Below are 24,789 nucleotides of genomic sequence, written 5' to 3'. Positions count from 1 at the left end.
AGTTTTATGCGGTCCGAGGTCTTATACGGCCTAGGGTTTTACTCAGTATCAGACTTACGAGAGTCTGAAACTTTACTTAGCCATCCGGCTTTACCCGACCTGCGGGAACACCACCACGGATTTGAGCTCATGGCTGTTTGCCGGTTCCACGATGCCTACGACCTCTTCCGTTTGAGGGAGATACACGGCCGCGATGTCATTAGTTCCGCTGGTATTAGTTGAAGTTTTGCCGTCATTTGTCACAGCTTTATCATCAGCGGTCTTGACGATTTGTGCCGAATTATCGGTTTCAGCGGCGGCACCGGAACCATATTCGGCACTTGCACCAGCAGCTAGAATCATCGGCAGTCTACGTCCGAAACGCAAATTTTTGGCGTCCTCATCCCTAATGGGAATGGTCGGCATCGTACGTTGCGCGGCCTCGAGCATGGTCAGCGCGCAACGTTTCAGTTCGTCGGCATCGATGTCCAGCACGGCCCGCTTCAGTGTCAGCGTTACGCCCTCGCGATTGGTAAATGTATGCGGCTTGGCATGTGCCGTAACCACACGCTCCGCCAATTGCGGATCGGCCAAATCAAACTTGCCAACCCTTGTGCGACGCAGCTTCGTCAGATAACCGCCGACGCCCAAAAGCTGTCCCAAATCGCGCCCGAGCGAACGGATATACGTCCCCGTCGAACAGCTGATACGCACGTCCACGTCGACAACGGAAGCCACTCCCGCTCTCGTGTCATTTTCGTACTTCTCAGCATCAAAAACGTTGTTTCTCGCTTCGGCATTACGAGCGTCTAAGACGGTGAATTCACTGATGGTAACCGGACGGGCGTTCAGCTCCACAACTTTCCCTTGACGAGCCAGTTCGTAAGCGTGACGGCCATTGACGCGAACTGCTGAATAGGAACTTGGCACCTGCTGGATATTGCCAGTTAGGTGTTCTTCAATAGCTTGCTCAACCTGGTGGAGCGTTAGCATACGAACGTCATCAGGGTCTCCATCACGTTCATCGCTTGATGACTGCGCCGAACCATCAGCCAACCTTACCGGCGCAACCGTGGTGATCTCACCTTCGGAATCGTCGGTAGTACTTCTCTGACCAAGGCGGATGGTGGCTTCGTAAGTCTTGGTATGGTCGACGATATAGTTCAAAAGCCGCGTACCGTGACTGAACCCGATGACCAGCACGCCCGAGGCCTGTGGATCGAGCGTGCCCGCATGCCCGACGCGACGCATGTGCAGCTCCCCACGCACGGCCGCCACCACATCGTGGCTGGTCACGCCAAGCGGCTTGTCAACAACTACCAGCCCGGAAAGTTCCGGTTGTTTATTCTTCTTCGACACCATCATCCTCAAAATCGGCAGCGGTCTTCTTCTTGCGCGGCTCCACGTACGGATTCTCGTCACCGGCATACTTCGCGGTCTCACGGGCCTTGTCGAGCTCCTCGTCACGCTTGTGCGCGGTAACCAGAATGTCCTCGATTTCGTGCGCCTCGCTCGGCACCTCATCGTAGATGAACTGCAACTGCGGGGTAAGCCGCAGCCCGGCCTTCGCGCCGACCAGCGAACGGAGCCTGCCAGTGGCCTGCTTCAGCGCCTGTTCCGCACGCTTGCGCTCCCCCTCGGCTTTGCCCTCCTGGCCGAGCTGCGTCCAGTAGACGCGGGCAATCTGCAAGTCGCCGGTGACGCGGACGTCGGTGATGGTGACGCCGTTCAAGCGCTTGTCGTGCAACGTGCGTTCCATCGACGAGGCGATGACGCGCTGGATCAACGCCGCGATACGCGCGGCCCGTGGATTGGTTCCTGCCATAACGTTTCCTTTTATTGCTTACTCTATCTATTACGTTTCATGATACCGGCTGACGAGAATACGCGTTCCCCGAGCTAATGTCTCGTTACGCTTCCGTCTCAGCACACATGATAGACTGCCAAATGCGAGCCAAATGCGTCGTTACCCGCACTAACTACCCCTGATGTGCGGCAAATGTCGCATTTATTCGCGCCAAATAGGTTGTTTCCCGCACAACAATGACACTTACTGCGGCAAAAGACGCATTTAGAGGCAATAAACAAGCCGTATCCATCACAACAGTATAAGACTTACCGCCGGGAAAAGACACATTCAGCGCCGATAAACAGGCCTTTCACGGTACGACAATGCGCTTTACCGCCAAAAATGACACATTCCTGTTTCAATCCGCAAAACGTTGTCGCCCGCCGCGCACAACCAACGGCGCGACGGGCGACTAACGCTCAATAATCGGTTCGGCCTAAACAATCAGAATAATCAGACCGAACCGTTCGGTATTCAGTTCTTCTTGGAATCAGCCTTGGGAGCCGGCGCCTTGAGATCACCTTTAGCATCGTCGGACTTGTCGTCCTTCTTCGAAGGCTGTCCGTCCTTGCGCTCGATTTCCTTCATCTCGAAGGTCTCGATGATGTCGCCTTCCTGGATGTCGTTGAAGTTGCCGAGGTTGATACCGGCCTCGTAACCTTCCTTGACCGACTGCACGTCGTCCTTGAAACGACGCAGCGAGGAGATCTCGAGATCGTTGACCGTGGTGACGCCATTGCGCAGGATACGCGCCTTGGTGCCACGCTTGACCTCTCCGTCCTGGACCATGACGCCCGCGATGTTGCCGAACTTGGAGGAACGGAAGATCTGGCGGATCTCGGAATGGGAGGTGGTGACCTCTTCGTATTCCGGCTTGAGCATGCCCTTAAGAGCGGCCTCGATGTCTTCAATCGCCTTGTAGATGATGGAGTAGTACTTGATCTCCACGCCCTCGCGCTCGGCGAGGTCCGCGACCTGACGGTTCGGGCGGACGTTGAAGCCAATGATAACGGCCTTGTCCACACTTGCCAGGTTGACATCGTTCTGGGTAATCGCGCCGACGCCGCGGTGGATGACCTGGATACCGACCTCGTCGGACACTTCGATCTTCATCAGGGAATCTTCCAGCGCCTCGACGGAACCAGAGGAGTCGCCCTTGATGACGATGTTGAGCATGTCGACCTCGGACTTGGCGAACTGCTCCTTAAGGCTCTCGAGCGAGACAACCTTGCGACGCTTGGCCAGCTGGGCCGCACGTTCGGAGGCCTGACGCTTTTCGGCAATCTGGCGGGCGGTACGGTCGTCAGGAGCGACCAGGAAGAGGTCGCCTGCGCTCGGCACGGAAGTCAAGCCAAGCACCTGGACAGGCGTGGAAGGCTCTGCGGCCTTCATCTGCTTGCCGTCCTCGTTGAGCATCGCACGCACGCGGCCATAGGAAGTACCAGCCACAATGGCATCGCCCACATGGAGCGTGCCCTGCTGCACCAGCACGGTCGCCACGGCGCCGCGGCCCTTGTCGAGCCTTGCCTCGACGGTCGCGCCGCGCGCATCCATGTCGGGGTTGGCCTTCAAATCAAGTTCCGCGTCGGCGGTCAAAAGAATCGCCTCGAGCAGTTTGTCGACGTTCGTGCCCTGCTTCGCCGAGATATCGACGAACATGGTGTCACCGCCGTACTCTTCAGGAACCAGGCCAAATTCGGTCAATTGGCCGCGCACCTTTTCGGGGTTTGCACCTTCGACATCGATCTTGTTGACCGCCACGACAATCGGCACGTTGGCCGCCTGTGCGTGGTTGATGGCCTCGACCGTCTGCGGCATCACGCCGTCATCGGCCGCAACGACCAAGACCGCGATATCGGTGAGCTCGGCACCACGGGCACGCATGGCGGTGAACGCCTCGTGGCCAGGGGTATCGAGGAAGGTGATCTTACGCGGTTTGTCTTCGAGGTTGACGGTCACCTGATAAGCGCCGATGCGCTGGGTGATACCGCCGGCCTCACGTGCGGAGACATTAGTCTTACGAATGGTGTCGAGCAGGCGGGTCTTGCCGTGGTCGACATGGCCCATGACGGTGACCACTGGCGGACGCGGCTTAAGGTTCTTGTCATCCTGCAGCTCTTCTTCATCCAGATCGATGTCGAACTGCTGGAGGATTTCCTTGTCTTCCTCCTCGGCGGAAACAATCTTGACGTTCCAGCCGATTTCCTCACCAAGAATTTGGAAGGTCGCTTCATCGAGGGACTGGGTGGCCGTGACCATCTCGCCCAAGTGGAACATGACGGTCACCAAAGCGGCGGGATTGACATTGATCTTCTCAGCCAGGTCGGCCAAGGTCGCGCCTTGACGCAGCTTAATGGTCTTGCCGTTGCCGGCGGGAATGCGTACGCCGCCGATGGTAGGAGCTTTGATCTCCTCGTAATCACGACGTTTCGCGAGCCTGTTCTTACGAGCCCTCGAGGACTTGCCGCCCTGACGACCGAATGCACCTGCGGCACCACCGCGACCGCGGCCGCCACCACGGGACGGACCGCCACCCTGATAGCCGCCGCCACCGGCACCGCCGCCGAAGCGGTTGCCGCCACGGCCTTGGGATTCACCTTGGCCTTGGCCGGGACGATTGTGGCCCCACTGCCCTGGCCTTGCACCTTGCTCCGAACGCCCGTTACGGAATCCACCGCGTCCGCCGTTACGTCCTCCATTGCGGCCACCGTTACGACCGTTGTTGACCGTGGGTCGGGCCATCGGATGCGGACGCGGAATACCGCTCGGCATTGGCACATGCATGCCCTGCTTGCGGCTGAACGGATTATTACCCGGACGCGGCCCGGAACCAGAATGCTGGGAATGCGGAGCCGGCTGTGCGCCGCCGTTGCCCGGACGCGGGGAACCGTTGCGCGAACTGTTCGCGCCTGGTCTCATACCCCCGTTATTCCCGCCGAAACGCTGGTTGTTGCGAGGACCGGGCATGCCACCCTGACGATGTCCGTGGTCGTGGCCGCCGTGCTCATTGCGACCGCTGTTGCCTTCGTATTCGTGGTTGCCGCCTTCACGGCGAGAACCGTGCATCTGCTCGCCGCGCGAAGATTCGTGATGAGATCCGAAGCCAGGCTTCGCAGAGAAATGCGGATGAGACTGTTCTCCCGGCTTCGCTGAACTCGCGCCTTGACGCTGATGATTGTTGCCCGGCTTGGCGCCGTGAGCGGAAGACTTGGATTTCCCGGAATCCCCATTTGCTCCGGAATTACTATTTTGCGGGAACGCGGCCCGCAATTTGCGAACGACCGGCGCTTCCACTGTGGAGGACGCGGATTTGACGAACTCCCCCATGTCCTTCAGCTTCTGAAGAACATCTTTGCTTTCTACGCCAAACTCTTTAGCGAGTTCATATACGCGCTGTTTTGCCACTCAGTTTTCTCCTACTATTGTGACCGCGCGTAAGGCGCAGTCAATGTATTGTTACGGCGAGCTTACCCAGACTCATCGTGCGACCATGATTGTGTTACCTCGTCTCCGACCGACGTGCAGACACACTGCGTGCCTGCACTCGGATTACCTTAATCCAGCATACTCGTGATGCTGGATTGCAGACTATTGTTCGTTTCCTGCCGTTTCGCCGGATTCCGCGGCCTTGGCGGCGGCTTGCGCCTGTGCGGCGGCGTGGGCCTCGCTGGACTCGATGCCGATCTTCCAACCGGTGAGTTTGGCGGCAAGACGCGCGTTCTGGCCTTCTTTACCAATAGCGAGCGAAAGCTGGTCATCGTGGATATAGGCGATGGCCGTCTTGTTCTTCTCGCTGACGATATCAACGCCGGTGGCGACGGCCGGCGAAAGCGCCGAACCGACAAACTTGGCCGGGTCCTTCGACCAATCGACGATGTCGATCTTTTCCGGTCCGAGATTTTCCATCACCGCGCGAACGCGAGCGCCGCCGGGGCCAATCAAAGCACCCTTCGGGTTAACGCCTTCGGTGTTGGCACGAACGGCGATCTTGGTGCGGGCACCGGCCTCGCGGGCGATGGCCATAATCGACACCGCGCCGGAAACCAGCTCCGGAACCTCACGCTCGAAAAGCTTGCGAACGAGTTCAGGATGGGAACGCGACACAACGATTTCCGGGCCCTTCAAGCCACGACCGACGGTGACGACATAGACGCGCAGACGGTCGCCATGGCGATAATGCTCGCCGGGCACCTGCTCGCGCTTGGGAAGGATGGCCTCAACGTCGCCCACCGCGACATGCACATTGGCCGGATCCTTCGTATCCTGCTGGATGACGCCGGTAATGAGCTTGCCCTTCTGCCCAGCAAAAGCGCCAAGCACACGCTCGTCCTCCGCGTCGCGGAAAAGCTGACGAATCACCTGACGGGCCGTCGAAGCGGCCAGACGGCCGAAATCGTGCGGGGTGTCGTCATATTCCTCGCCGAGTTCGGGACGCGGATGCGGGTCCTCCTCAGTGGGTTCCACGGGCTTCTCGTCCCTCGCCCAGATGGTGAAGGTGCCGGCACGGTCGTCAAGTTCGACGCGCGCATGCTTCGCCGCGTTCGGTGTTTTGCTGTAAGCCAATAACAACGCTTCGGAAAGTGCATTGTCAAGTGTTTCAGAATCGATTCCCTGCCCTGCCGCGAGCTGATGAATACCTGTCAGGTCCAGTTCCATGGTCGCAAGACCTCCTATATGAAATTATCTGCCGAGCTCTTCAAAGCCCCATTAAGTCATAATCATTCAGTATTCTAGTGTTTTATGCAGACACGTCGTGTTTTTTCCTCTTTGCGCAATTTCCTAGAACGGCGTGTCTTTCCGGGGGTTGCCATAGCGGCTTTTGTAATACCTCTAGCGGCCTGCGGCATGCCTAGAATCGAGTCTCCCGTGGAGTCTGCAGGGCCCTGCAAATCCGCTTACACGAATGCGGTTTCGGCCAGTTCCCACACCAGCGCGGGCAATCCGTTCATCGACCGTTATCTCTCCGCCGGCAACGCCGCTCAAACATGGCACGATGCAGCAACGCTGTGCCCCTCACAATTCAGCGTATACACCATGAAAAGCGCACAGATGCAATGGCTGCAGCAGAACCTTTCTCCACTCGTCGGAGCCAATCCGACCCATGCCGACGCAGCGCTGGCCAATCTCAACGATATTGTGGCCTTGAATGTGAATAACGACACTCTTGGATCGCTGGCTAAAGCGGAAGACCGGGCGGGCTTTGCCATCGAAGCGCTCGCAGCGAAAGATGTGGACCATGCCACACTGCAATTAAGTGACGACCATAAGGCCATCGCCTCGCGACTTATCTCGTTGGAAACGCGAGAAACCGGCGATGCGTCTGCACCCAACGACCCGCGTGAAAAAGTCTACGACGTGGCCAATCTGATTGCCCACCCCGACACGATCACCGACCCGAGCACCGGTTTGCAGGCTTCCACCGTTGCCGTCATAGAAATGGATTGTGCCCGCGAATCGTTCACCGCTCTTACGCAGGCGTTGCCAGTATCGAACACTGATAATTCTTCTGCCAGCGCCGACAGCACCTCGAAACGTTCAAGAAACGAAAGCAGCAGCAAATCCTTGGCCATGCTCGCCGATCTTATTTCCTCGCGCATCTATCTCGCCTTGTCGCTGGGCTATCCCGCCTTCGACGCCGCGTTGTACGAGTAGGTGCCTTGCTCGGGACTCGACGCGGAAAAGAAAATGCCTCCGGAACCGAAGTTCCAGAGGCTTAACGCGGATAAGGCGAGATTCGAACTCGCGGAGGATTTCTCCTCACACGCTTTCGAGGCGTGCTCCTTAGACCGCTCGGACACTTATCCATTCGCTGCGCAAAACGCAACTTTTCTAGTATAAGACAACGTGCCAACCACCGCAACCGGGCGTGGCGCAATTAATCCAACGTACGGCGGGCGCGAATCAACACAGCTCTGCTGGCGAGCTCGGCGTTCGGCGGGTAGGCAACATGCTCCAGCGTCAGTCCACATGCGGCGATGGGGCCTGTAGAACCTTCACGCACCGGTTCCGCCATTTTCTGGGCAAACCAGTCCAGCGACTTGCGATGCCGGCCGACCTGCACGCAAGCATTGACCAGCGAACGTACCATGTTGTGAGCGAAGGCGTCCGCCACGATGGTGAAGCACACCAGCCCGGATTCCAGCAACGGGACCTTATAGGCTTCAGTTTCTGCAGACTTGCGCTTAAAAGTGCCACTATTTGCGGAACTTACAGACTGTGTACTGTCCAACGATACTGCGGGAATGTGGCTTTGGCCAACACCTCCATCGGCAGGATTCTCATTGCCGCCAGCGATGTTGCCAACATTGGAACCTAGCTTTTTGCATCCATTGTTCGTTTCCTTGCTTACTGCTACAGCAGAGTCGGATGAATCACGAACGGCACCGACAGCATTCCCGTACATGCCCATCACGGGTACACGTTGCCACACGGCCTGCTTGACCTCGCGAATAGTAGTACCACCGGGATTTGGAGTGGCGAAGGAACCGAAATCATGCAGTCCGATGGTCATCGCCGCAGCTTCGTTCATCGCCGAAATGTCGAGTGCATCCTCAAGCTTCCAGACAAAACCACGCAACCTCGGATCGGCCGGCCTTGCCCCATCAGCAATCCGGTAGACATACGTACGCTCCAAAGCCGAAAAACGCGCGTCAAAACCATCTGGGGCCACGCATACACCATGAAGCCCAATATCATCCGGCAAATCATGACTCAGACGACGACGCAACGCTTCGACAGGCGACACTTCCATGTACCCAACGCAACGCTGAAGCGTCTGCTCCCCCACGTCCAGGTGACAGACCTGATGAGCGGCATGCACGCCGGTGTCGGTGCGCCCGGCAACCACCAGACGCAAGGGTTCGTCGGCATCGTCGGCAGGCACACGCAAAACGGTATGCAGAGCCTCCTCCACGACTCCCTGCACAGTACGCAAATCAGGCTGTTTCGCCCAGCCGTGGAAGCCGCCGCCGTCGTATGCCAAGTCAATTCGTAATCTCATCGTTGCCAGTATACGTGGCGTACCGCCACGAACTCATGTCCGCATACGCAAAGAAGGCCGGAGACTTGCATCTCCGACCCTCTTAAAAAGGATTACGTGAATCTAGCGACTCACTTCTCTTCCTTGTCAGCCTTCTTAGCTGTCGACTTCTTCGCAGGAGCCTTCTTGGCAGCGGGCTTCTTGGCCTTCGCAGCCTTGTCGGCGTCCTTGGCTTCGGTCTTCTTGACCTCGGCCTTGTCCGCAGCGACGTCGGCGTTGACCTCAGTCTCCTTGGCTTCGGCTTCGTCAACCGCCTTATCCGTCTTGGTCTTGGCGGTCTCGGCAGTGTCCTTCTGGACCTTGGCTTCGGCCTCTTCGACTTGAGCCTTGTCGGCGGCAACAGCGGCGGAAGCTTCAGCTTCCTTCACGACGGATTCCTTGGCGCTCACCGGTTCGGTGACGAGTTCGATGATGGCGCGCGGCGCGTTGTTACCCTTGGACGGGGCAATCTTAACGATGCGGGTGTAGCCACCCTCACGCTGCTGCATCTGCTCGGCGATCTCGGTGAAGAGCTTGTGCACGATGGACTTGTTGCGGATGACGCGCATCACGCGACGGCGATGAGCGAGGTCGCCCTTCTTAGCGAAGGTGATCAGGCGCTCGGCCACCGGGCGAAGACGCTTGGCCTTCGGCAGCGTGGTGACGATGCGACCGTGCTCGAACAGGCTGGTCGCCATGTTCGCGAGCATCAGACGCTCATGAGCCGGGCTTGAAGCCAGGTGCGGCCCTTTTCTAGGTGTAGGCATTATTACTCCTTAACGCCCCGGAATTACCCCGTCCAGGTGGGCATACGCCCGAACATCCGAACGGTTACCGAAGCTTAAAATGAAGTTGGCGTTTACTCGTCTTCAGGCGAGAAGAAGGTGCCACCTTCAAGGTTGTTGGTATCGAAGCCCAGCGGCGAGGCCTTCAACGAGAGACCCATGCTTTCGAGCTTCTCTTTGACCTCATCAATCGACTTCATACCGAAATTACGGATGTCGAGCAAATCCTGCTCGGTGTGGGACACCAATTCACCGACGGTGTGGATACCTTCGCGCTTCAGGCAGTTGTAGCTGCGCTGGGTGAGATTGAGTTCCTCGATCGGAATCGACATCTCCGGGTTGACTTCTTCCTCAACCGGAGCCGGGCCGACCTCGACGCCTTCCGCTTGCGTGTTGAGTTCACGGCACAGGCCGAAAAGCTCAACCAAAGTGGAACCGGCGGATGCGACGGCATCGCGCGGCGAAATCGCCGGCTTGGTCTCCACATCGAGAATGAGCTTGTCGAAGTCCGTGCGCTGTTCGACACGGGTCGCCTCGACCTTGTAGCTCACCTTGAGAACAGGCGAATAGATGGAGTCGACCGGGATGCGGCCAATCTCGTCGCTGTCCTGTTTGTTCATCTGCGCGGGGACATAACCACGGCCACGCTCGACAGTGAACTCGATCTCGAGCTCGCCGTCTTCCGCGAGAGTGGCGATATGCATATCCGGGTTGGCGATGGTGACGCCGGCCGGAGGGGTGATGTCCCCCGCGGTGGCCTCGCCCTTGCCGCTTTTACGCAGATACATGACAACCGGTTCGTCATATTCGCTGGTGAGCACGATTCCCTTGATATTGAGCAGAATCTCGGTGACATCCTCCTCGACGCCTGGCAGAGTGGTGAACTCGTGCAGGGCACCGGAGATACGCACCGAAGTGACTGCAGCTCCGGGAATGGAGCTCAACAGAGTACGACGCAACGAATTACCGAGCGTATAGCCGAATCCAGGTTCGAGCGGCTCGATGGTAAAACGAGAACGCTGCGGATTCAGTGATTCCTCAGTAAGTTGCGGACGCTGTGCAATAAGCACTGTGTTATCCTTTCAGCTTCTGATCGGTGGTGCACTCACTGGTCATAAGCGGGTTGGACGGATGGTTAAATGAAGTGCTTCAGACGCGGCGGCGCTTCGGAGGGCGCACACCGTTATGGGCCTGCGGGGTGACGTCGGTGATGGAACCGACCTCAAGGCCTGCGGACTGTAGGGAGCGGATGGCGGTTTCGCGACCGCTGCCCGGGCCCTTGACGTAAACGTCAACCTTCTTGACGCCGTGCTCCTGCGCCTTGCGGGCGGCGGATTCAGCGGCCATGCCTGCGGCGTAGGGGGTGGACTTACGTGAGCCCTTGAAACCGACATCGCCACCGGAAGCCCAGGCCACGACTGCGCCCGAGGGATCCGTGATGGAGATGATGGTGTTATTGAAAGTGGACTTGATGTGCGCTTGGCCGACCGGTACCGACTTGCGGTCACGGCGACGCGGCTTGCGCACGGCTTGCTTTGCAGCTGCCATTGATCCTCGTTTCCTAAATACGAATGATTCCAAACGTCACGAAGAGCCTGGAACGCTGCAAAATACAAGCGACGCCCCGTCCCTCTTCATAACTGCTTAGGCCTTACTTGACGGCCTTTTTCTTTCCAGCGACGGTACGCTTCGGACCCTTGCGGGTACGGGCGTTGGTCTTGGTGCGCTGACCGCGCACAGGCAGACCATGGCGATGGCGCTGGCCCTGATAGCAGTTGATCTGAATCTTGCGACGAATATCCGCATCGACTTCACGACGCAGATCGCCTTCAATCTTGTAGTTGGCCTCAAGATAGTCACGCAGCGTAATAAGCTGCTCGTCGCTCAGATCCTTGACGCGGGTATCCGGATTCACACCGGTTGCGGCAAGCGTTTCCTTCGCGCGAGTACGGCCGACACCAAAGATATAGGTGAGGGCAATCTCGATGCGCTTCTCATTGGGGATGTCGACTCCGGCAAGACGTGCCATTGCGATTCCTTCTATGTTTCCGTAGGTTTGTACCAAGTCACCCGGTTTCCCGGCTCGGGCCTACGTACCCGAGGTTCAGCTAAACGCTGCGACTCAATACCTGTTTTCTGGTCGGAGGTTTTCCGCTCAGCCTTGACGCTGCTTGTGGCGCGGGTTGGAGCAGATCACCATGACGCGACCGTGACGACGGATCACGCGGCAATTCTCGCAGATCCTCTTCACACTAGGGCTGACCTTCATGGTTTTCCTTTTCTTGTACCTTTACTTATAACGGTACGTAATACGGCCGCGGTTCAGGTCGTAAGGGCTCATTTCGAGGACCACACGGTCCTGCGGGAGGATGCGGATATAATTCTTGCGCATCTTGCCCGAGATAGTGGCCAGCACGATGTGCTTGTTTTCAAGTTCGACGCGAAACATCGCGTTCGGCAGTGCTTCCACTACCTGACCTTCGACTTCAATCACACCGTCTTTAGCCATGAGCCTCATTCCGTTCTTTGGCTGATATTACATTTATGGCGCATCCGAAAACACACCAACTTCTTACTATAACAAAAGGAGGGACCAAGTGCGACACGGCGTGTTGCATTCAATCCCTTCTTGTGGTAAAGCGTCATTCCTGCGTTAGCTAACCGGTACTTCGCTCGCCTACCACTTTAAAGACAAAAATCAAGCTTTTCACTTCTCGTCACTTACCCACGATGAGAAGCAATCCGATTGGTCATAACGCGATGACGGCATCAGTCCAAGGCATCGAAAATGGTCTTGGAGATATCGTCGATATCGCCTTCACCGTCGATTGGCACCAAGCAGCCACGGGACTTATAGGTGTCAAGCAGCGGAGCTGTCTCTTCGTCATAAGTCTTGAGGCGCTGGGCGATGGCTTCGGCGTTGTCGTCGGCACGGCCTTCTTCAGCGGCACGCTTGGCGATGCGCTTCATCAGGATGTCGCGGTCGGCATCAAGCGCCACAACCTTGTCGAGCGGGGTGCCGAGTTCTTCAAGCATCTTGTCGAGTGCCTCGACCTGGGCCGCGTTGCGCGGGTAGCCGTCAAGAATCCAACCGTTCTTGGCATCGTCCATGGCCAAGCGGTCCTTGACGATCTTGTTGGTCAGTTCATCGGGAACAAGCTGACCCTTGTCGGTGTAGCTCTTGGCCTCCTGGCCCAGCGGGGTGTTGTTCTTCATGTTGTAACGGAAGATGTCACCGGTGGAGATGTGCGGAATGCCGTAGTGCTCGGCAATCAGCTTGGCCTGGGTTCCCTTGCCCACTCCTTGCGGGCCCATAATCAAAAGACGCATGTTGCTTCTACTTTCTTGGTTGTGTATGTAGCAAATGATGCCCACCCGCTTCTAAGAACAGATGAGCATCATTCATTATTTTCTAAACCTGTTATCAACAATTCGAGCGAATATGGTCACTCGGATTTATCGTCGGTATCGTTGTCGTCGTCAGAGTCGTCAGAAACCTTCTCGTCAGCTGCAGAATCCTCTTCCTTCGATTCGTCACTTTGCGTGGCTGAATCGGTGGAGTCGGTGTTCTTTGCTTCTGCGGTCTCAGTGTTCTCGGCCACCGCGGTATCCACGGTTTCCTCGCTCTTATCGGAGTCATTCTCGGTTGCTTCGGATTGAGTATCCTCGCTGACGGTTTCCACGCTTTCGACAACGGCGGTTGCGGACTTCTTGGTCTTCTTGGCCGTCTTGACGTCCTCACCCTCAACGTGATCAGTATCTTCAAGTAGGAAGCCAGTGTACTGGAACTGTTCGGTCTGAGCCTTGGCCTGGCGCAAGGTGTCGAGGCCGACGCCTGCGATAATCAGGATGGTCGTGCCACCGAACGGAAGCCTGTTGTTAAGCTTCAGCATCATGATAAGCATGGTCGGAATCAACGCAACGAAGAGCAGGTAAATGGCGCCGACCGTGTTGAGCCTGTTCATCACATAGCTCAGATAACGGCTGGTGGCGCTGCCGGCGCGAATGCCGGGAATAAAGCCACCGTACTGCTTCATATTGTCTGCCGTCTCATCCGGGTCGAAGGTGATCGACGTGTAGAAGAAGCAGAAGAATACGATCATGACGGCGTAAAGTGCGATGTACCAGATCGAGGTCGTGTTGGCCAGGTTGGTGTTAATCCACTTGACCCACTTCTGGTCGGACTTGCCGAACTGTGCGATCAATGTCGGAATCGCCAGAATCGAGGAGGCGAAGATCGGCGGGATAACGCCAGACATATTGATCTTGAGCGGAAGGTAGGTGGAGGAGCCACCATACATCTTGCGGCCGATCATACGACGCGTGTACTGCACCGGGATGCGGCGCTGAGCAAGCTCGACGAAGTCGACAAAGATAAGAATGACGACGAGAACAGCGACGACGATGCCGAAGTACTCCCAGTTGCCGTTCTTGCCGTTGGTGCCCCAGCCAATCTGCCAAAGCTGCGGAAGGAAGCCGGAGCAGATGGACATGAAGATCAAGACCGACATACCTTGGCCGATGCCCTTGTCGGTAATCAATTCGGCCATCCACATAATCAGGCCGGTGCCGCCGGTCATGATCAGCACCATGACCACGAGGTTCCAAACGGAACCGTCAGGAACGACCTGACCGCACTGATAGTTGAACAGTGCACCGGAACGGGCGGTGACCAGAATTGTGGTGGACTGCAAAATGGCAAGGCCGATGGTGAGATAACGCGTATACTGCGTCAGCTTGGTCTCGCCGGACTGACCTTCCTTGTGCAATGCCGCGAAACGCGGAATGACCACGCGCAGCAGCTGGATGACGATGGACGCCGTAATGTATGGCATCACGCCCAAAGCAAAGATTGAAAGCTGCAGCATGGCGCCGCCGGAGAAGAGGTTGACCAACCCCACGAAGTTCTCCTGTGCCGTCTTCATGGTGCCGACACACTGCTGAACCACCTTGTAGTCCACTCCCGGAGTCGGTATGAACGAACCGATGCGGTAGATGACAATGATGCCGAGCACGAAGAGGATCTTATGGCGAAGTTCCTTCGTCTTCAGGGCCTGGATTAACGTCCTCACCTGGATTTCCTTCCCTATTCGGCACACCTGATGTACCGATGCAAACACACTAAACGATAATCTTAGCGTCAAGCGTCTACCAAACGCCACTCACTGAACGACTAAATCTATCGATAAATATTAATCTATCGTTTTACGTCTTGTCGCAGCTAATAAAGTGGTCCTCCCCGCTGATTGCAAGGAGGACCAGATATAACGTATATGGAGACTAAACTCCACAACGCAAAGACATCCGAATTACTCTTCGGAAATGGAGCCGCCTGCAGCCTCGATCTTGGCCTTGGCGGACTTGGAAGCCTTCACGCCCTTGAGCGTGAACGCGACCTTGGTCTCACCGTCGCCCAGGACCTTGACAGGGTATCCGGCGCGAACCGCACCGGCCTTGACCAAGTCCTCAACGCTGACCTCTCCACCCTTCGGGAACAGCTCGGAAAGAGCGGAGACGTTGACGACCTGGAATTCCTTCTTGAAGGGGCTCTTAAAGCCGCGAAGCTTCGGCAGGCGCATGTACAGAGGCAGCTGGCCACCTTCGAAGCCAGGACGAACCTGATAACGCTTCAACGTGCCCTTGGCGCCACGTCCCGAGGTCTTACCCTTGGAACCTTCACCACGGCCCACGCGGATGCGGTTCTTCTTGGAACCCGGCGCAGGATGCAGATCGTGCATCTGCAAAATCGTGTTTTCTTCTTGCTTTGCCATATCAGGCCTCCTCAACCGTGACCAAGTGGCGAACCGCATTGATCAGACCGCGGGTTGCAGGAGTGTCCTCACGGACAACCGTCTGACCGATCTTGTGCAGGCCGAGTGTGCGAACAGTGTCGCGCTGGGCGGGCTTGCGGTTGACCAGACCTTTGGTAAGTGTAATCTTCAGATCTGCCATTACTCTTCACCATCCTTGGCTTGTTCGGCTTCGGCCTTGGCGTCCTCGCGAGCCTTGCGGGCTTCGGCGATGCCTTCGGCACGAGCGCGGAGCAGGGTGTCGGGAGCGACTTCCTCAACGGTCAAGCCACGGCGTGCCGCGATCTCTTCCGGCTCCTCGAGCTGCTTCAGGGCATCCACGGTGGCACGAACCACGTTGACCGCGGTGGCGCTGCCCATGGACTTGGTGAGAATATCGGAGATGCCGGCGCACTCCATGACGGCGCGGACAGCACCGCCGGCGATTACACCGGTGCCGGGAGCGGCAGGACGAAGCAGAACGGTGCCTGCTGCGTCATGGCCGATGACCGGGTGGGTCACAGTGCCGCGAACGCGCGGAACGGTGAACATGTGCTTCTTGGCGTCAAGCTGACCCTTGGCGATGGCGGCAGGAACCTCACGGGACTTGCCATAGCCAACACCGACGGTGCCGTTGCCGTCTCCGACCACCACGAGAGCGGCGAAGCTCATGCTACGACCACCCTTACGGGTCTTGGAAACGCGGTTGATGGTCACGACGCGATCGAGCAGCTCGTCGCCACGATTTTCCTCGCGACGGCCACGGCGTTCACCGCGACGCTCTCCTCGACGGCCTTCACCGCGTCCGCCACGGCGTGAACCGCGACGATCGTCGTTGCGCTGACCTTGCTTGTTGTCGTTGGACGCCTGCGTGTTCTGATTTTCTTCAGTCACTTGGGTTTCCTTTTCGTTGTCGCTCACAGTGCAAGACCTCCCTGACGGGCGCCTTCAGCAACGGCTGCGACGCGACCATGATACTTGTTGCCACCACGGTCGAAGACGACGGAATCGATGCCCGCGTCCTTGGCCTTCTTGGCAATCAGCTCGCCGACCTTCTGTGCGGCTTCGGTCTTGGTGCCCTTGAACCCATCGAAATCATGGGTGATGGTGGACTCGCTGACCAAAGTGATGCCCTTGGTATCGTCAACGATCTGCGCGACCATGTGACGGTTCGAACGAGTGACGACGAGACGTGGACGCTCTGCGGTGCCGCTGATGTGCTTGCGCAGACGAGCGTGACGACGAAGCCTTGCGACTTTCTTGCCTTTACCGAAAATCTTGACTGTCATATCACTTACCAGCCTTTCCAGCCTTGCGCAGGATGTGTTCGTCGGAGTACTTGATGCCCTTGCCCTTGTAGGGTTCCGGCTTGCGAAGTGCGCGGATATTGGCCGCGGCCTGACCGACCGCCTGCTTGTCAATACCCTTGACGATCACCTGATTGGCGTTCGGCAGCTCGAAGGTGATGCCTTCGGGCGGGTTGACGGTGATGGTGTGCGAATAGCCGAGCGAGAACTCAATGCCCTTGCCCTTCATCTGCGCACGGTAACCGGTGCCGACGATGTCCAGCGTCTTGGTGAAACCTTCGTGGACACCCTGAACCATCGAAGCAACGATGGAACGGGCCAGACCGTGGTCTGCACGGGTCTGCAGCTGGTCATCGGCCGGGTCGAAGTAAATGGTGTTGTCTTCGACGCGAGCGGTGATGCCGTCGGGAATAGTGTAGGAATCAGAACCCTTGGCGCCTTTGACGCTGAAGTTCTGTCCGTCGATCTTTACTTCCACGCCTGCCGGAATGGTGACGGGGAGCTTACCAATATGTGATGCCATGTTTAGCTCTCCTTCCTCACCAAACGAAGGCGACGATCTCGCCGCCGATGCCCCGGTCGAGGCAATCTTTCTGGGTCAACAATCCTGCACTGGTCGAAATGATCGCGACACCCATGCCACCGAGCGGCATCGGCAGTGCGTCCGACTTTGCATAGCGACGCAGGCCGGGCTTCGAGATGCGCTTGATGCCCTGAATGGCACGCTCGCCATTGGGACCGTACTTCAGCGTGATCTCAAGGTTCTGGCCGACGCGAGCATCCGTAGCGGTGAAGTCCTTGATATAGCCTTCGCGCTTGAGGATCTCGGCGATCGCCGCCTTGAACTTGGAGTACGGCATCGAAACGGTCTCATGCTTCGCCGCACTCGCATTACGCAGACGCGTAAGCATGTCTGCGATTGGATCTGTCATTGTCATGTGGGCTAACGCCCTTTCTCGCCGTGGTTTCCTCCGCCGGAGCAGGTAACTAGAACCTGCCCCGGCCGAGGACCTTCAGCGTCGATGTTTACCAACTGGACTTCGTAACTCCGGGCAGCTCGCCACGATGAGCCTTCTCGCGAAGGCAGATGCGGCACAGGCCGAACTTGCGATATACGGAGTGGGGACGGCCGCAAACCTGGCAGCGCGTATAGGCGCGCACCTTGAACTTTGGTTTGGCAGCAGCCTTGTTTCTAAGAGCGGTTTTTGCCATTTCAGTTCTCCTTGAAGGGGAAGCCAAGGTGCTTGAGCAGTGCTCGAGCTTCCTTGTCATCCTTGGTGCTGGTCACCACGGTGATATCCATACCACGCTGATGATCAATCGCGTCCGGATCGATCTCGTGGAACATGGACTGCTCGGTGAGACCGAAGTTGTAGTTGCCCTGGCCATCGAATTGCTTGTCGCTGATGCCGCGGAAATCGCGGATACGCGGCAAAGCAAGAACGAGCAGCCTGTCGAGGAACTCCCACATGCGGTCGCCGCGAAGCGTCACGTATGCACCGATGGCCTGGCCTTCACGCAGATGGAACTGCGCAACGGACTTCTTGGCCTTGGTGATCTTCGGCTTCTGACCGGTGATGGCAGTCAAATCCTTGACGGCGCCTTCGATGAGCTTGGAGTCGCGGGCCGCAGCGCCGACGCCCATGGAGACGACGACCTTCTTGACCTTGGCGACCTGCATCGGGTTGGAATACTTGAATTCCTTCTCGAGCTCAGGCACGATCTTGTCGATGTACTGCTGCTTCAGGCGCGGTGTTGCCGGCGCTTCGACTGACGTATCGGTCATGCCAGCTCCTTTCCTGATTTCTTGGCGATGCGGGTGCGCACGGTCTTGACCTTGCCGTCCTGGGCCTTGGTCGTGACCTTGACGCCAACGCGAGTCGGTTCCTTGGTCTCCGGGTCGATGACCATCACATTGGAGCGATGGATCGGCGCCTCAACGGAGACGATGCCGGACTGCTGACCCTGCTGGGTGGCGCGCACATGCTTCTTGACGATCTGAACACCCTCGACGATCAAACGGTCGTTGGCAAGCACCTTGGTGACTTTGCCTTCCTTGCCGCGATCCTTGCCGCGGATGACCTTGACCTGGTCGCCGGTCTTGATCTTGGCTACCATCTCAGATCACCTCCGGGGCGAGGGACACGATCTTCATGAAGCGCTTGTCGCGCAGTTCACGTCCGACCGGTCCGAAGATACGAGTGCCCTTGGGTTCATGGCCAGAGCCAAGAATAACCGCAGCGTTCTCGTCGAACTTGATGTATGAGCCGTCTTTACGACGATGCTCTTTTACCGTACGGACGACGACGGCCTTGACCACATCGCCCTTCTTGACCGACCCGCCAGGGATCGCGTCCTTGACGGAGGCGACGATCACGTCGCCGATGCCGGCATAGCGTCGCTTCGATCCGCCGAGCACTCGGATGGCCAAGATCTCCTTGGCACCCGTGTTGTCGGCGACATGAAGCCGCGTTTCCTGCTGAATCATTGATTCTCCTTAGCCGCGCTGGTTCTCCCCTGCCACCCGTAAAGGTGAGCAGCGGAGCCTTGCCGAACTTGTTACTTGGCGCGTTCGACGATGGAGTCGAGACGCCAACGCTTGGTCTTGCTCAAAGGCCGGGTTTCCATGATACGCACGAAATCGCCGTTGTGGGCGTCGTTGTGCTCGTCATGAACCTTGACCTTGCGAGTGGAGCGGACGACCTTGCCGTACAGGGGGTGGGTCGAACGCTGCTCGAGCTCGACGGTGATGGTCTTGTCCATTGCGTCGGACACGACGTAACCGCTACGAGTCTTGCGGAAGTTGCGCTCTTGCTTTTCAGCCATGCTTACTTCTCCTCAGTCTTCGTGTCGCCCGACTCAGGCTCCTGGCTGATGCCGAGTTCACGTTCACGCAGGACGGTGTACATCCTGGCGATGTCGTGCTTCACGGCCTTGAGCCTAGCAGAGTTGTCAAGCTGACCGGTGGCGTTCTGGAAGCGCAGGTTGAAGAGCTCTTCCTTGGACTTCTTGAGGAAGCCTTCGATCTCGCCATTGGTCTTCTCGTTGAGATTCTTGATGGTGTAGTCTTCAGTTCCGACTGACATCAGATGTCACCGCCTTCACGTGCGATAATGCGGCACTTCATCGGCAGCTTGTCGATGGCGCGGCGAAGGGCTTCCTTCGCAGTTGCCTCGTCGACACCGCCGATTTCGAACATCACGCGTCCAGGATGCACATTGGCGATCCAGGACTCCGGGGTGCCCTTGCCGGAACCCATTCGGCTTCCGAGCGCGTGCTTGGTCAAAGGACGATCCGGGAAGATCGTGATCCACACACGACCGCCACGCTTGATGTAGCGGGTCATGGCGATACGAGCAGCCTCGATCTGACGGTTGGAGATGTAGGCAGGGGCCAGAGCCTGAATGCCATAATCGCCGAACGCGATCTCATTGCCGCCCTTGGACATGCCGCGACGCTTCGGACGCTGCTGTTTACGGTACTTAGTCCTCTTTGGGATAAGCATATCTGCTCACTCCTTTGCTTCCGAGGCGGCAGGTGCTGCGGCTGCTGCGGGTTCGGCTGCGGCAGCGGCTTCGGCCTGCGGGGCCTTGGCTTCTGCCGGCTTGGAACCACGAGCACCGGAGGGACGTCCACCACGACGCGGGCGACGATCGCCGCCACGGCGTCCACGGTTGTTGTCCTGCTGGGCCTGCTGCTCATCGAACTGACGTTCGGTCATGTCGCCCTTGTAGATCCAGACCTTCACACCGATACGGCCATAGGTCGTACGGGCTTCGAAGAAGCCGTAATCAATCAGAGCGCGAAGGGTCTGCAGCGGAACGCGACCCTCACGATAGAACTCGGAACGGCTCATCTCGGCGCCTCCAAGGCGGCCGGAGAGCTTGATGCGGATACCCTTGGCGCCAGCGCGCATCGCGTCCTGCTGAGCCTTGCGCATGGCACGACGGAACGTGACGCGGTTGGTCAGCTGCTCGGCGATGGACTGAGCGACAAGCTGGGCGTCCAGAGCGGCGTTCTTGACTTCGAAGATGTTGAGCTGAACCTGCTTGCCCGTGATCTTCTCGAGCTTGGCACGAACACGTTCGGCCTCTGCTCCACGACGGCCGATGACAATACCCGGGCGGGCGGTGTGGATGTCCACACGCACACGGTCACGGGTGCGCTCGATGATGATGCGGGACACGCCTGCACGCTCGAGGTCCTTGTTCATGGCCTTGCGAATCTTGTCGTCCTCAAGGACGAAGTCGCTGTAACGCTCACCAGGCTTGTTGGAATCGGAGAACCACTTCGAACGGTGGTCTTCAGTGATACCCAGGCGGTAGCCTAACGGATTGATCTTCTGACCCATCTTTAGCGGGCTCCTTCCTTGCTGGCGACAACGACGGTGATGTGGCTGGTGCGCTTGTTGATGCGTCCGGCGCGGCCCTGTGCACGAGCACGGAAACGCTTGAGCGTCACGCCTTCGTCCACATAGGTCTCTTTCACATACAGGTCGTTCTCACGGAACGCCTCGCCGGCCTTGTCGGCCTTGACGCGTGCGTTCGCGGTGGCGCTCTGCAGTACCTTGAGCACTGGCTCAGAGGCGTCCTGCGGGGCGAATTTCAGGATGGTGACGGCTTCGCTCACTTTTTTGCCTCGGATGAGGTCGACCATGCGGCGAGCCTTGCGCGGCGTCACACGGACGTGACGTGCGATTGCTTTAGCTTCCATAATCTTTCTCTTCCTTTAGCGGCGAGCTTTTTTGTCGTCATGTACGTGACCACGGAAGGTCTTCGTCGGTGCGAATTCACCGAGCTTGTGGCCAACCATGGACTCGGTCACGAAGACCGGGACATGCTTGCGACCATCATGCACAGCGAAGGTGTGACCGATGAAGTCCGGAGTGATCATCGAACGGCGCGACCACGTCTTGATGACGTTCTTCGTGCCCTTCTCGTTCTGTTCGTCGACTTTCTTCTGTAAATGGGCGTCGACGAAGGGGCCCTTCTTGATGCTACGTGACATCTATTCGACGCTCCTTACTTACGGTTCTTGCCATTGGGACGACGACGAACAATCATCTTGTTCGAAGCCTTCTTCGGACGGCGAGTACGAACTTCGCCCTTGCCCCACGGCGACACTGGCGGCTTACCACCGCGAGTGGTACCACCATGCGGGTGGTCGACCGGGTTCATGGACTCACCACGGGTGATCGGGCGCTTGCCCATCCAGCGGGCGCGACCGGCCTTGCCGAGCTGCACGTTGGCGTGATCGGAGTTGCCGACCTCACCGACGGTTGCGCGGCAGCGTGCGTCGACGTTGCGGATTTCTCCGGACGGCATACGCAGCTGGGCGTAAGCGCCGTCCTTGGCGACAAGCTGAACGCCTGCACCAGCGGAACGCGCAATCTTGGCGCCGCCCAGAGGACGGAGCTCAATGGCGTGGACAATCGTACCGGTGGGGATATTGCGCAGCGGCAAATTGTTGCCGGGCTTGATATCGGCATTTTCGCCGGTCTCGATGACGTCACCTTGCTTGATGCCCTTCGGCGCTACGATGTAGCGCTTCTCGCCATCTGCATAGTGCAGGAGGGCGATACGAGCGGAGCGGTTCGGATCATATTCGATCTCAGCAACCTTGGCAGGAACGCCGTCCTTGTCCCAACGCTTGAAATCGATGAGACGGTACTGGCGCTTGTGGCCACCGCCGCGATGGCGGGAAGTCACACGGCCGTAAGAGTTACGACCGCCGGTGCTGTTGAGTTTGCGTACCAGCGACTTTTCAGGCGTGGAGCGCGTGAGGTCGGAGAAATCCGACACAGACGCGTTGCGGCGGCCCGGAGTCGTCGGCTTATAAACGCGGATAGCCATAATTAGTTCTTCCTTTGACTTTTTCGGCTATTGCTTCAGTTGCCGAAGATGTCGATCGACTGGCCCTCGGCGACCGTGACGATCGCGCGCTTCTGATTGGCACGCTGACCGAAACCGGTACGAGTACGCTGGCGCTTGCCGGCGCGGTTGAGGGTGTTGACGTTCGTCACCTTGACATTGAAGATTTCTTCGACGGCCTGCTTGATCTGAACCTTGTTGGCATCAGGAGCGACCACGAAAGTGTACTGACCACGGTCACCGGCGGCATAGCTCTTTTCGGAGACTACCGGCTTGATGATGACATCGTGGGCGGGATTGTGAATAGCTACCATATCGTTCAGGCCTCCTTGGGCTCAGTCTTGGCAGCGACGAAGGCATCGAAGCCTTCCTTGCTGAAAACGACATACTGAGCGGTAACCACATCGTAGGTGTTGAGCTGATCTGCGAAGAGCACATGCACCGTCGGGATGTTGCGAACGGAAAGCCACTCGTTGACGTTGTCGCGCGAAAGCACGACAGTGGTGAACTCGTTCTGGCTTACCGGGGTGAGCGCTGCCAGCGCGGCCTTGGTGGACGGAGTGTCCTTGATGCCAAAGTCGACGACGGCGACGCGACCGGCGTTCGCACGGTTGGAAAGCACATAGCGCAGTGCGCCGGCCTTCATCTTCTTGGGAGTGCGCTGCGAGTAATCGCGCGGCACTGGGCCGTGAGCGATACCACCGTGAACCCACTGAGGAGCGCGGATCGAGCCCTGACGAGCGCGACCGGTGCCCTTCTGCTTCCACGGCTTCTTGCCGCCACCGGAGACATCGCCACGGCTCTTGACCGCATGCGTGCCCTGACGGGCTGCGGCGAGCTGAGCGACGACCACCTGGTGAATCAGCGGAACGTGAGCCTCGACCTCTTCATTGGAGATGCCGAAAATCTCGACCGGCGCCTCAACGGTGCCAGCGGACTTGCCCTTGGCGTCGGTGACATTGAGTGTTACTTTTGCCATGGTTTATCAGGCTCCCTTCACAGCCGAACGAAGCAGAACGATGCCGCCCTTGGGCCCTGGAAGAGCGCCCTTGATGGCGATGACGCCGTTCTCCGTATCGGAGGAAACGACCTCAAGGTTCTGCACGGTGGAAGTGACATGGCCCATACGACCGGCCATACGCTTGCCCTTCAAAATACGGCTCGGCGTAGCGCAAGCACCGACAGAGCCGGGGCGACGCTCGTTCTTGTGAGAGCCGTGAGTACGACGATAGGACTTGAAGCCCCAACGCTTGATGGTTCCGGCGAAGCCCTTGCCCTTGGTCGTACCGGTGACGTCCACGACGGAGCCGTCGGCGAACAAGTCGGCGGTCAGTTCCTGACCGGGCTTGAACTCGTCGACGTTGTCCGTGCGGACCTCGACCAGATGACGACGCGGGGTGACGCCCGCCTTCGCGAAATGACCAGCCATGGGCTTGGTCACCTTAGTAGGATCAATCTGACCGTAGCCGAGCTGAACGGCCTTGTAGCCGTCGCTCTCTTCGGTCTTGACGCAGGTGACCACGTTGGTGGACACGTCTACAAGCGTCACGGGAACGAAGAAACCTTGTTCGTCCCAAACCTGCGACATACCGAGCTTGCGGCCCAGCAGCGCAGAACGATTTGCTTTCTGCAACGACATGCTTCTCCCCTCCTTTAAAGCTTGATCTCGATATTGACATCCGCAGGCAAATCGATATGCATCAATGAATCCACGGCCTTAGGGGTCGGGTCCACGATGTCGATGAGGCGCTTATGAGTGCGCATCTCGAATTGCTCGCGAGAATCCTTGTATTTATGAGGAGAACGAATTACCACAAAGACGTTCTTCTCAGTAGGCAGAGGAACCGGGCCCACCACAGTGGCACCCGCGTTCGTGACCGTCTCGACGATTTTCTTCGCCGATTGGTCGATGACCTCATGGTCATAGGACTTAAGCCTGATGCGGATTTTCTGTCCCGCCATTGCCGTCCGCCCTTTCTAGCGATTGTTGACATTACCAACCCATTTAAGGACACCGGCGCGTAAGACCCCCGGGAGAATCCCGTGGTCTAACCACATCAGTGTGCAGCACTACAGCGCCTTCGAGAGGACGGCACCGGGCTGCACTCGCTCTTTTTCTTACAATTTGCGAGCCCAAAACAGGCAACTGTTCTATTAAAGCATTCGGGGGCTACTAGAAAAATTCGGGCGTG

The 24,789-nt window shown here is 57.9% G+C and carries 33 protein-coding genes, 1 tRNA gene and 2 pseudogenes; 1 reads left to right on the top strand and 35 read right to left on the bottom strand.

Translation table 11 applies throughout. The features are described 5' to 3' along the window. Positions 1 to 90 precede the first annotated feature (90 nt). From OZX62_RS02600 to nusA, 4 genes and pseudogenes are all read right to left on the bottom strand, one after another. On the bottom strand, positions 91 to 1,338 hold the full coding sequence (locus OZX62_RS02600; protein ID WP_277176465.1) for a tRNA pseudouridine(55) synthase TruB: 1,248 nt from the start codon (positions 1,336 to 1,338) through the stop codon (positions 91 to 93). Continuing rightward, positions 1,322 to 1,804 carry a 30S ribosome-binding factor RbfA gene (rbfA, locus tag OZX62_RS02595; protein ID WP_277176463.1) on the bottom strand — a complete coding sequence of 161 codons (483 nt, stop codon included), beginning with the start codon at positions 1,802 to 1,804 and terminating at the stop codon, positions 1,322 to 1,324. The genes OZX62_RS02600 and rbfA overlap by 17 nt, the downstream gene beginning before the upstream one ends. Before the next feature lie 591 nt (positions 1,805 to 2,395). Then, positions 2,396 to 5,233: pseudogene (gene infB, locus OZX62_RS02590) on the bottom strand (translation initiation factor IF-2); the annotation flags it as partial. A 183-nt stretch (positions 5,234 to 5,416) separates the two neighbouring features. Then, on the bottom strand, positions 5,417 to 6,484 hold the full coding sequence (gene nusA, locus OZX62_RS02585; protein ID WP_277176462.1) for a transcription termination factor NusA: 1,068 nt from the start codon (positions 6,482 to 6,484) through the stop codon (positions 5,417 to 5,419). A 210-nt stretch (positions 6,485 to 6,694) separates the two neighbouring features. Here nusA and OZX62_RS02580 point away from each other — a divergent pair, with 210 nt between their 5' ends. Next, on the top strand, positions 6,695 to 7,480 hold the full coding sequence (locus OZX62_RS02580) for a hypothetical protein (RefSeq protein ID WP_277176461.1): 786 nt from the start codon (positions 6,695 to 6,697) through the stop codon (positions 7,478 to 7,480). A gap of 67 nt (positions 7,481 to 7,547) precedes the next feature. On the opposite strand, the gene OZX62_RS02575 is transcribed toward OZX62_RS02580, so the two are convergent. The 31 genes and pseudogenes from OZX62_RS02575 to rpsJ form a co-directional block, all read right to left on the bottom strand. Continuing rightward, positions 7,548 to 7,632, bottom strand: a tRNA-Ser gene (locus tag OZX62_RS02575). A gap of 71 nt (positions 7,633 to 7,703) precedes the next feature. Further along, positions 7,704 to 8,828 (bottom strand): tRNA pseudouridine synthase A, encoded by a 1,125-nt coding sequence (locus OZX62_RS02570; protein WP_277176460.1) that lies wholly within the window; start codon positions 8,826 to 8,828, stop codon positions 7,704 to 7,706. A 110-nt stretch (positions 8,829 to 8,938) separates the two neighbouring features. Then, the gene (gene rplQ, locus OZX62_RS02565) at positions 8,939 to 9,613 is read right to left on the bottom strand and encodes a 50S ribosomal protein L17 (RefSeq protein WP_277176459.1); all 675 of its coding nucleotides are present in this window, start codon (positions 9,611 to 9,613) and stop codon (positions 8,939 to 8,941) included. Positions 9,614 to 9,705: 92 nt separating this feature from the next. Beyond that, complete coding sequence (locus OZX62_RS02560; protein ID WP_277158825.1) at positions 9,706 to 10,701, bottom strand: DNA-directed RNA polymerase subunit alpha; 996 nt, start codon at positions 10,699 to 10,701, stop codon at positions 9,706 to 9,708. A 79-nt stretch (positions 10,702 to 10,780) separates the two neighbouring features. Then, the gene (rpsK, locus tag OZX62_RS02555) at positions 10,781 to 11,179 is read right to left on the bottom strand and encodes a 30S ribosomal protein S11 (RefSeq protein ID WP_277143872.1); all 399 of its coding nucleotides are present in this window, start codon (positions 11,177 to 11,179) and stop codon (positions 10,781 to 10,783) included. Between the two features lie 103 nt (positions 11,180 to 11,282). Next, positions 11,283 to 11,660: a 30S ribosomal protein S13 gene (gene rpsM, locus OZX62_RS02550; protein ID WP_277143870.1), complete on the bottom strand. Its 378-nt coding sequence runs from the start codon at positions 11,658 to 11,660 to the stop codon at positions 11,283 to 11,285. Positions 11,661 to 11,786: 126 nt separating this feature from the next. Beyond that, positions 11,787 to 11,900 (bottom strand): 50S ribosomal protein L36, encoded by a 114-nt coding sequence (gene rpmJ, locus OZX62_RS02545; RefSeq protein ID WP_043164480.1) that lies wholly within the window; start codon positions 11,898 to 11,900, stop codon positions 11,787 to 11,789. A gap of 21 nt (positions 11,901 to 11,921) precedes the next feature. Then, the gene (gene infA / locus OZX62_RS02540) at positions 11,922 to 12,140 is read right to left on the bottom strand and encodes a translation initiation factor IF-1 (RefSeq protein WP_003808114.1); all 219 of its coding nucleotides are present in this window, start codon (positions 12,138 to 12,140) and stop codon (positions 11,922 to 11,924) included. A gap of 260 nt (positions 12,141 to 12,400) precedes the next feature. Next, positions 12,401 to 12,961: an adenylate kinase gene (locus tag OZX62_RS02535; RefSeq protein ID WP_277143867.1), complete on the bottom strand. Its 561-nt coding sequence runs from the start codon at positions 12,959 to 12,961 to the stop codon at positions 12,401 to 12,403. Positions 12,962 to 13,371: 410 nt separating this feature from the next. Continuing rightward, positions 13,372 to 14,703, bottom strand: a pseudogene (gene secY / locus OZX62_RS02530) (preprotein translocase subunit SecY); the annotation flags it as partial. Positions 14,704 to 14,940: 237 nt separating this feature from the next. Beyond that, entirely contained in the window at positions 14,941 to 15,402 is a 462-nt protein-coding gene (rplO, locus tag OZX62_RS02525; protein WP_277176457.1) for a 50S ribosomal protein L15, read from the bottom strand. Between the two features lies 1 nt (position 15,403). Further along, complete coding sequence (gene rpmD / locus OZX62_RS02520; protein ID WP_277146295.1) at positions 15,404 to 15,583, bottom strand: 50S ribosomal protein L30; 180 nt, start codon at positions 15,581 to 15,583, stop codon at positions 15,404 to 15,406. Then, entirely contained in the window at positions 15,583 to 16,341 is a 759-nt protein-coding gene (gene rpsE, locus OZX62_RS02515; protein WP_277176456.1) for a 30S ribosomal protein S5, read from the bottom strand. The genes rpmD and rpsE overlap by 1 nt, the downstream gene beginning before the upstream one ends. After that, on the bottom strand, positions 16,338 to 16,709 hold the full coding sequence (gene rplR / locus OZX62_RS02510) for a 50S ribosomal protein L18 (protein ID WP_277162563.1): 372 nt from the start codon (positions 16,707 to 16,709) through the stop codon (positions 16,338 to 16,340). The genes rpsE and rplR overlap by 4 nt, the downstream gene beginning before the upstream one ends. A 1-nt stretch (position 16,710) precedes the next feature. Continuing rightward, positions 16,711 to 17,250 (bottom strand): 50S ribosomal protein L6, encoded by a 540-nt coding sequence (rplF, locus tag OZX62_RS02505; protein WP_277176455.1) that lies wholly within the window; start codon positions 17,248 to 17,250, stop codon positions 16,711 to 16,713. Positions 17,251 to 17,266: 16 nt separating this feature from the next. Beyond that, on the bottom strand, positions 17,267 to 17,665 hold the full coding sequence (rpsH, locus tag OZX62_RS02500; RefSeq protein ID WP_277148871.1) for a 30S ribosomal protein S8: 399 nt from the start codon (positions 17,663 to 17,665) through the stop codon (positions 17,267 to 17,269). An 88-nt stretch (positions 17,666 to 17,753) separates the two neighbouring features. Beyond that, positions 17,754 to 17,939 carry a type Z 30S ribosomal protein S14 gene (locus OZX62_RS02495; protein ID WP_277143851.1) on the bottom strand — a complete coding sequence of 62 codons (186 nt, stop codon included), beginning with the start codon at positions 17,937 to 17,939 and terminating at the stop codon, positions 17,754 to 17,756. Between the two features lies 1 nt (position 17,940). Next, entirely contained in the window at positions 17,941 to 18,513 is a 573-nt protein-coding gene (gene rplE / locus OZX62_RS02490) for a 50S ribosomal protein L5 (protein ID WP_277176454.1), read from the bottom strand. Next, positions 18,510 to 18,845, bottom strand: a complete 336-nt coding sequence (rplX, locus tag OZX62_RS02485) for a 50S ribosomal protein L24 (protein ID WP_277143846.1) — start codon at positions 18,843 to 18,845, stop codon at positions 18,510 to 18,512. The genes rplE and rplX overlap by 4 nt, the downstream gene beginning before the upstream one ends. A 1-nt stretch (position 18,846) precedes the next feature. Then, positions 18,847 to 19,215: a 50S ribosomal protein L14 gene (rplN, locus tag OZX62_RS02480; protein ID WP_091847708.1), complete on the bottom strand. Its 369-nt coding sequence runs from the start codon at positions 19,213 to 19,215 to the stop codon at positions 18,847 to 18,849. 71 nt (positions 19,216 to 19,286) lie between these two features. Further along, a complete protein-coding gene (gene rpsQ, locus OZX62_RS02475) occupies positions 19,287 to 19,553 on the bottom strand; it encodes a 30S ribosomal protein S17 (RefSeq protein WP_277143842.1) in 267 nt (88 codons plus the stop codon). 2 nt (positions 19,554 to 19,555) lie between these two features. Beyond that, a complete protein-coding gene (gene rpmC / locus OZX62_RS02470) occupies positions 19,556 to 19,813 on the bottom strand; it encodes a 50S ribosomal protein L29 (protein WP_277158818.1) in 258 nt (85 codons plus the stop codon). After that, positions 19,813 to 20,232: a 50S ribosomal protein L16 gene (gene rplP, locus OZX62_RS02465; RefSeq protein ID WP_277143838.1), complete on the bottom strand. Its 420-nt coding sequence runs from the start codon at positions 20,230 to 20,232 to the stop codon at positions 19,813 to 19,815. The genes rpmC and rplP overlap by 1 nt, the downstream gene beginning before the upstream one ends. Positions 20,233 to 20,238: 6 nt before the next feature. After that, the gene (gene rpsC / locus OZX62_RS02460; protein ID WP_277158817.1) at positions 20,239 to 21,078 is read right to left on the bottom strand and encodes a 30S ribosomal protein S3; all 840 of its coding nucleotides are present in this window, start codon (positions 21,076 to 21,078) and stop codon (positions 20,239 to 20,241) included. Positions 21,079 to 21,080: 2 nt separating this feature from the next. After that, positions 21,081 to 21,440: a 50S ribosomal protein L22 gene (gene rplV / locus OZX62_RS02455; RefSeq protein ID WP_277143833.1), complete on the bottom strand. Its 360-nt coding sequence runs from the start codon at positions 21,438 to 21,440 to the stop codon at positions 21,081 to 21,083. A 15-nt stretch (positions 21,441 to 21,455) separates the two neighbouring features. Then, the gene (gene rpsS / locus OZX62_RS02450) at positions 21,456 to 21,734 is read right to left on the bottom strand and encodes a 30S ribosomal protein S19 (RefSeq protein WP_091847714.1); all 279 of its coding nucleotides are present in this window, start codon (positions 21,732 to 21,734) and stop codon (positions 21,456 to 21,458) included. A 14-nt stretch (positions 21,735 to 21,748) separates the two neighbouring features. Beyond that, entirely contained in the window at positions 21,749 to 22,579 is an 831-nt protein-coding gene (gene rplB, locus OZX62_RS02445; protein WP_277158816.1) for a 50S ribosomal protein L2, read from the bottom strand. A gap of 35 nt (positions 22,580 to 22,614) precedes the next feature. Then, positions 22,615 to 22,911 (bottom strand): 50S ribosomal protein L23, encoded by a 297-nt coding sequence (gene rplW, locus OZX62_RS02440; protein ID WP_277158815.1) that lies wholly within the window; start codon positions 22,909 to 22,911, stop codon positions 22,615 to 22,617. A 5-nt stretch (positions 22,912 to 22,916) separates the two neighbouring features. Then, complete coding sequence (rplD, locus tag OZX62_RS02435) at positions 22,917 to 23,576, bottom strand: 50S ribosomal protein L4 (RefSeq protein ID WP_277176453.1); 660 nt, start codon at positions 23,574 to 23,576, stop codon at positions 22,917 to 22,919. A 6-nt stretch (positions 23,577 to 23,582) separates the two neighbouring features. Continuing rightward, entirely contained in the window at positions 23,583 to 24,236 is a 654-nt protein-coding gene (gene rplC, locus OZX62_RS02430) for a 50S ribosomal protein L3 (protein WP_277176452.1), read from the bottom strand. A 14-nt stretch (positions 24,237 to 24,250) separates the two neighbouring features. Further along, positions 24,251 to 24,559: a 30S ribosomal protein S10 gene (rpsJ, locus tag OZX62_RS02425; protein WP_277143821.1), complete on the bottom strand. Its 309-nt coding sequence runs from the start codon at positions 24,557 to 24,559 to the stop codon at positions 24,251 to 24,253. Between the last annotated feature and the right edge of the window lie 230 nt (positions 24,560 to 24,789).

It is taken from the genome of Bifidobacterium sp. ESL0690 (assembly GCF_029392315.1).
Lineage (GTDB): Bacteria > Actinomycetota > Actinomycetes > Actinomycetales > Bifidobacteriaceae > Bifidobacterium.
This window is presented reverse-complemented; position numbering and strand designations above follow the sequence as displayed.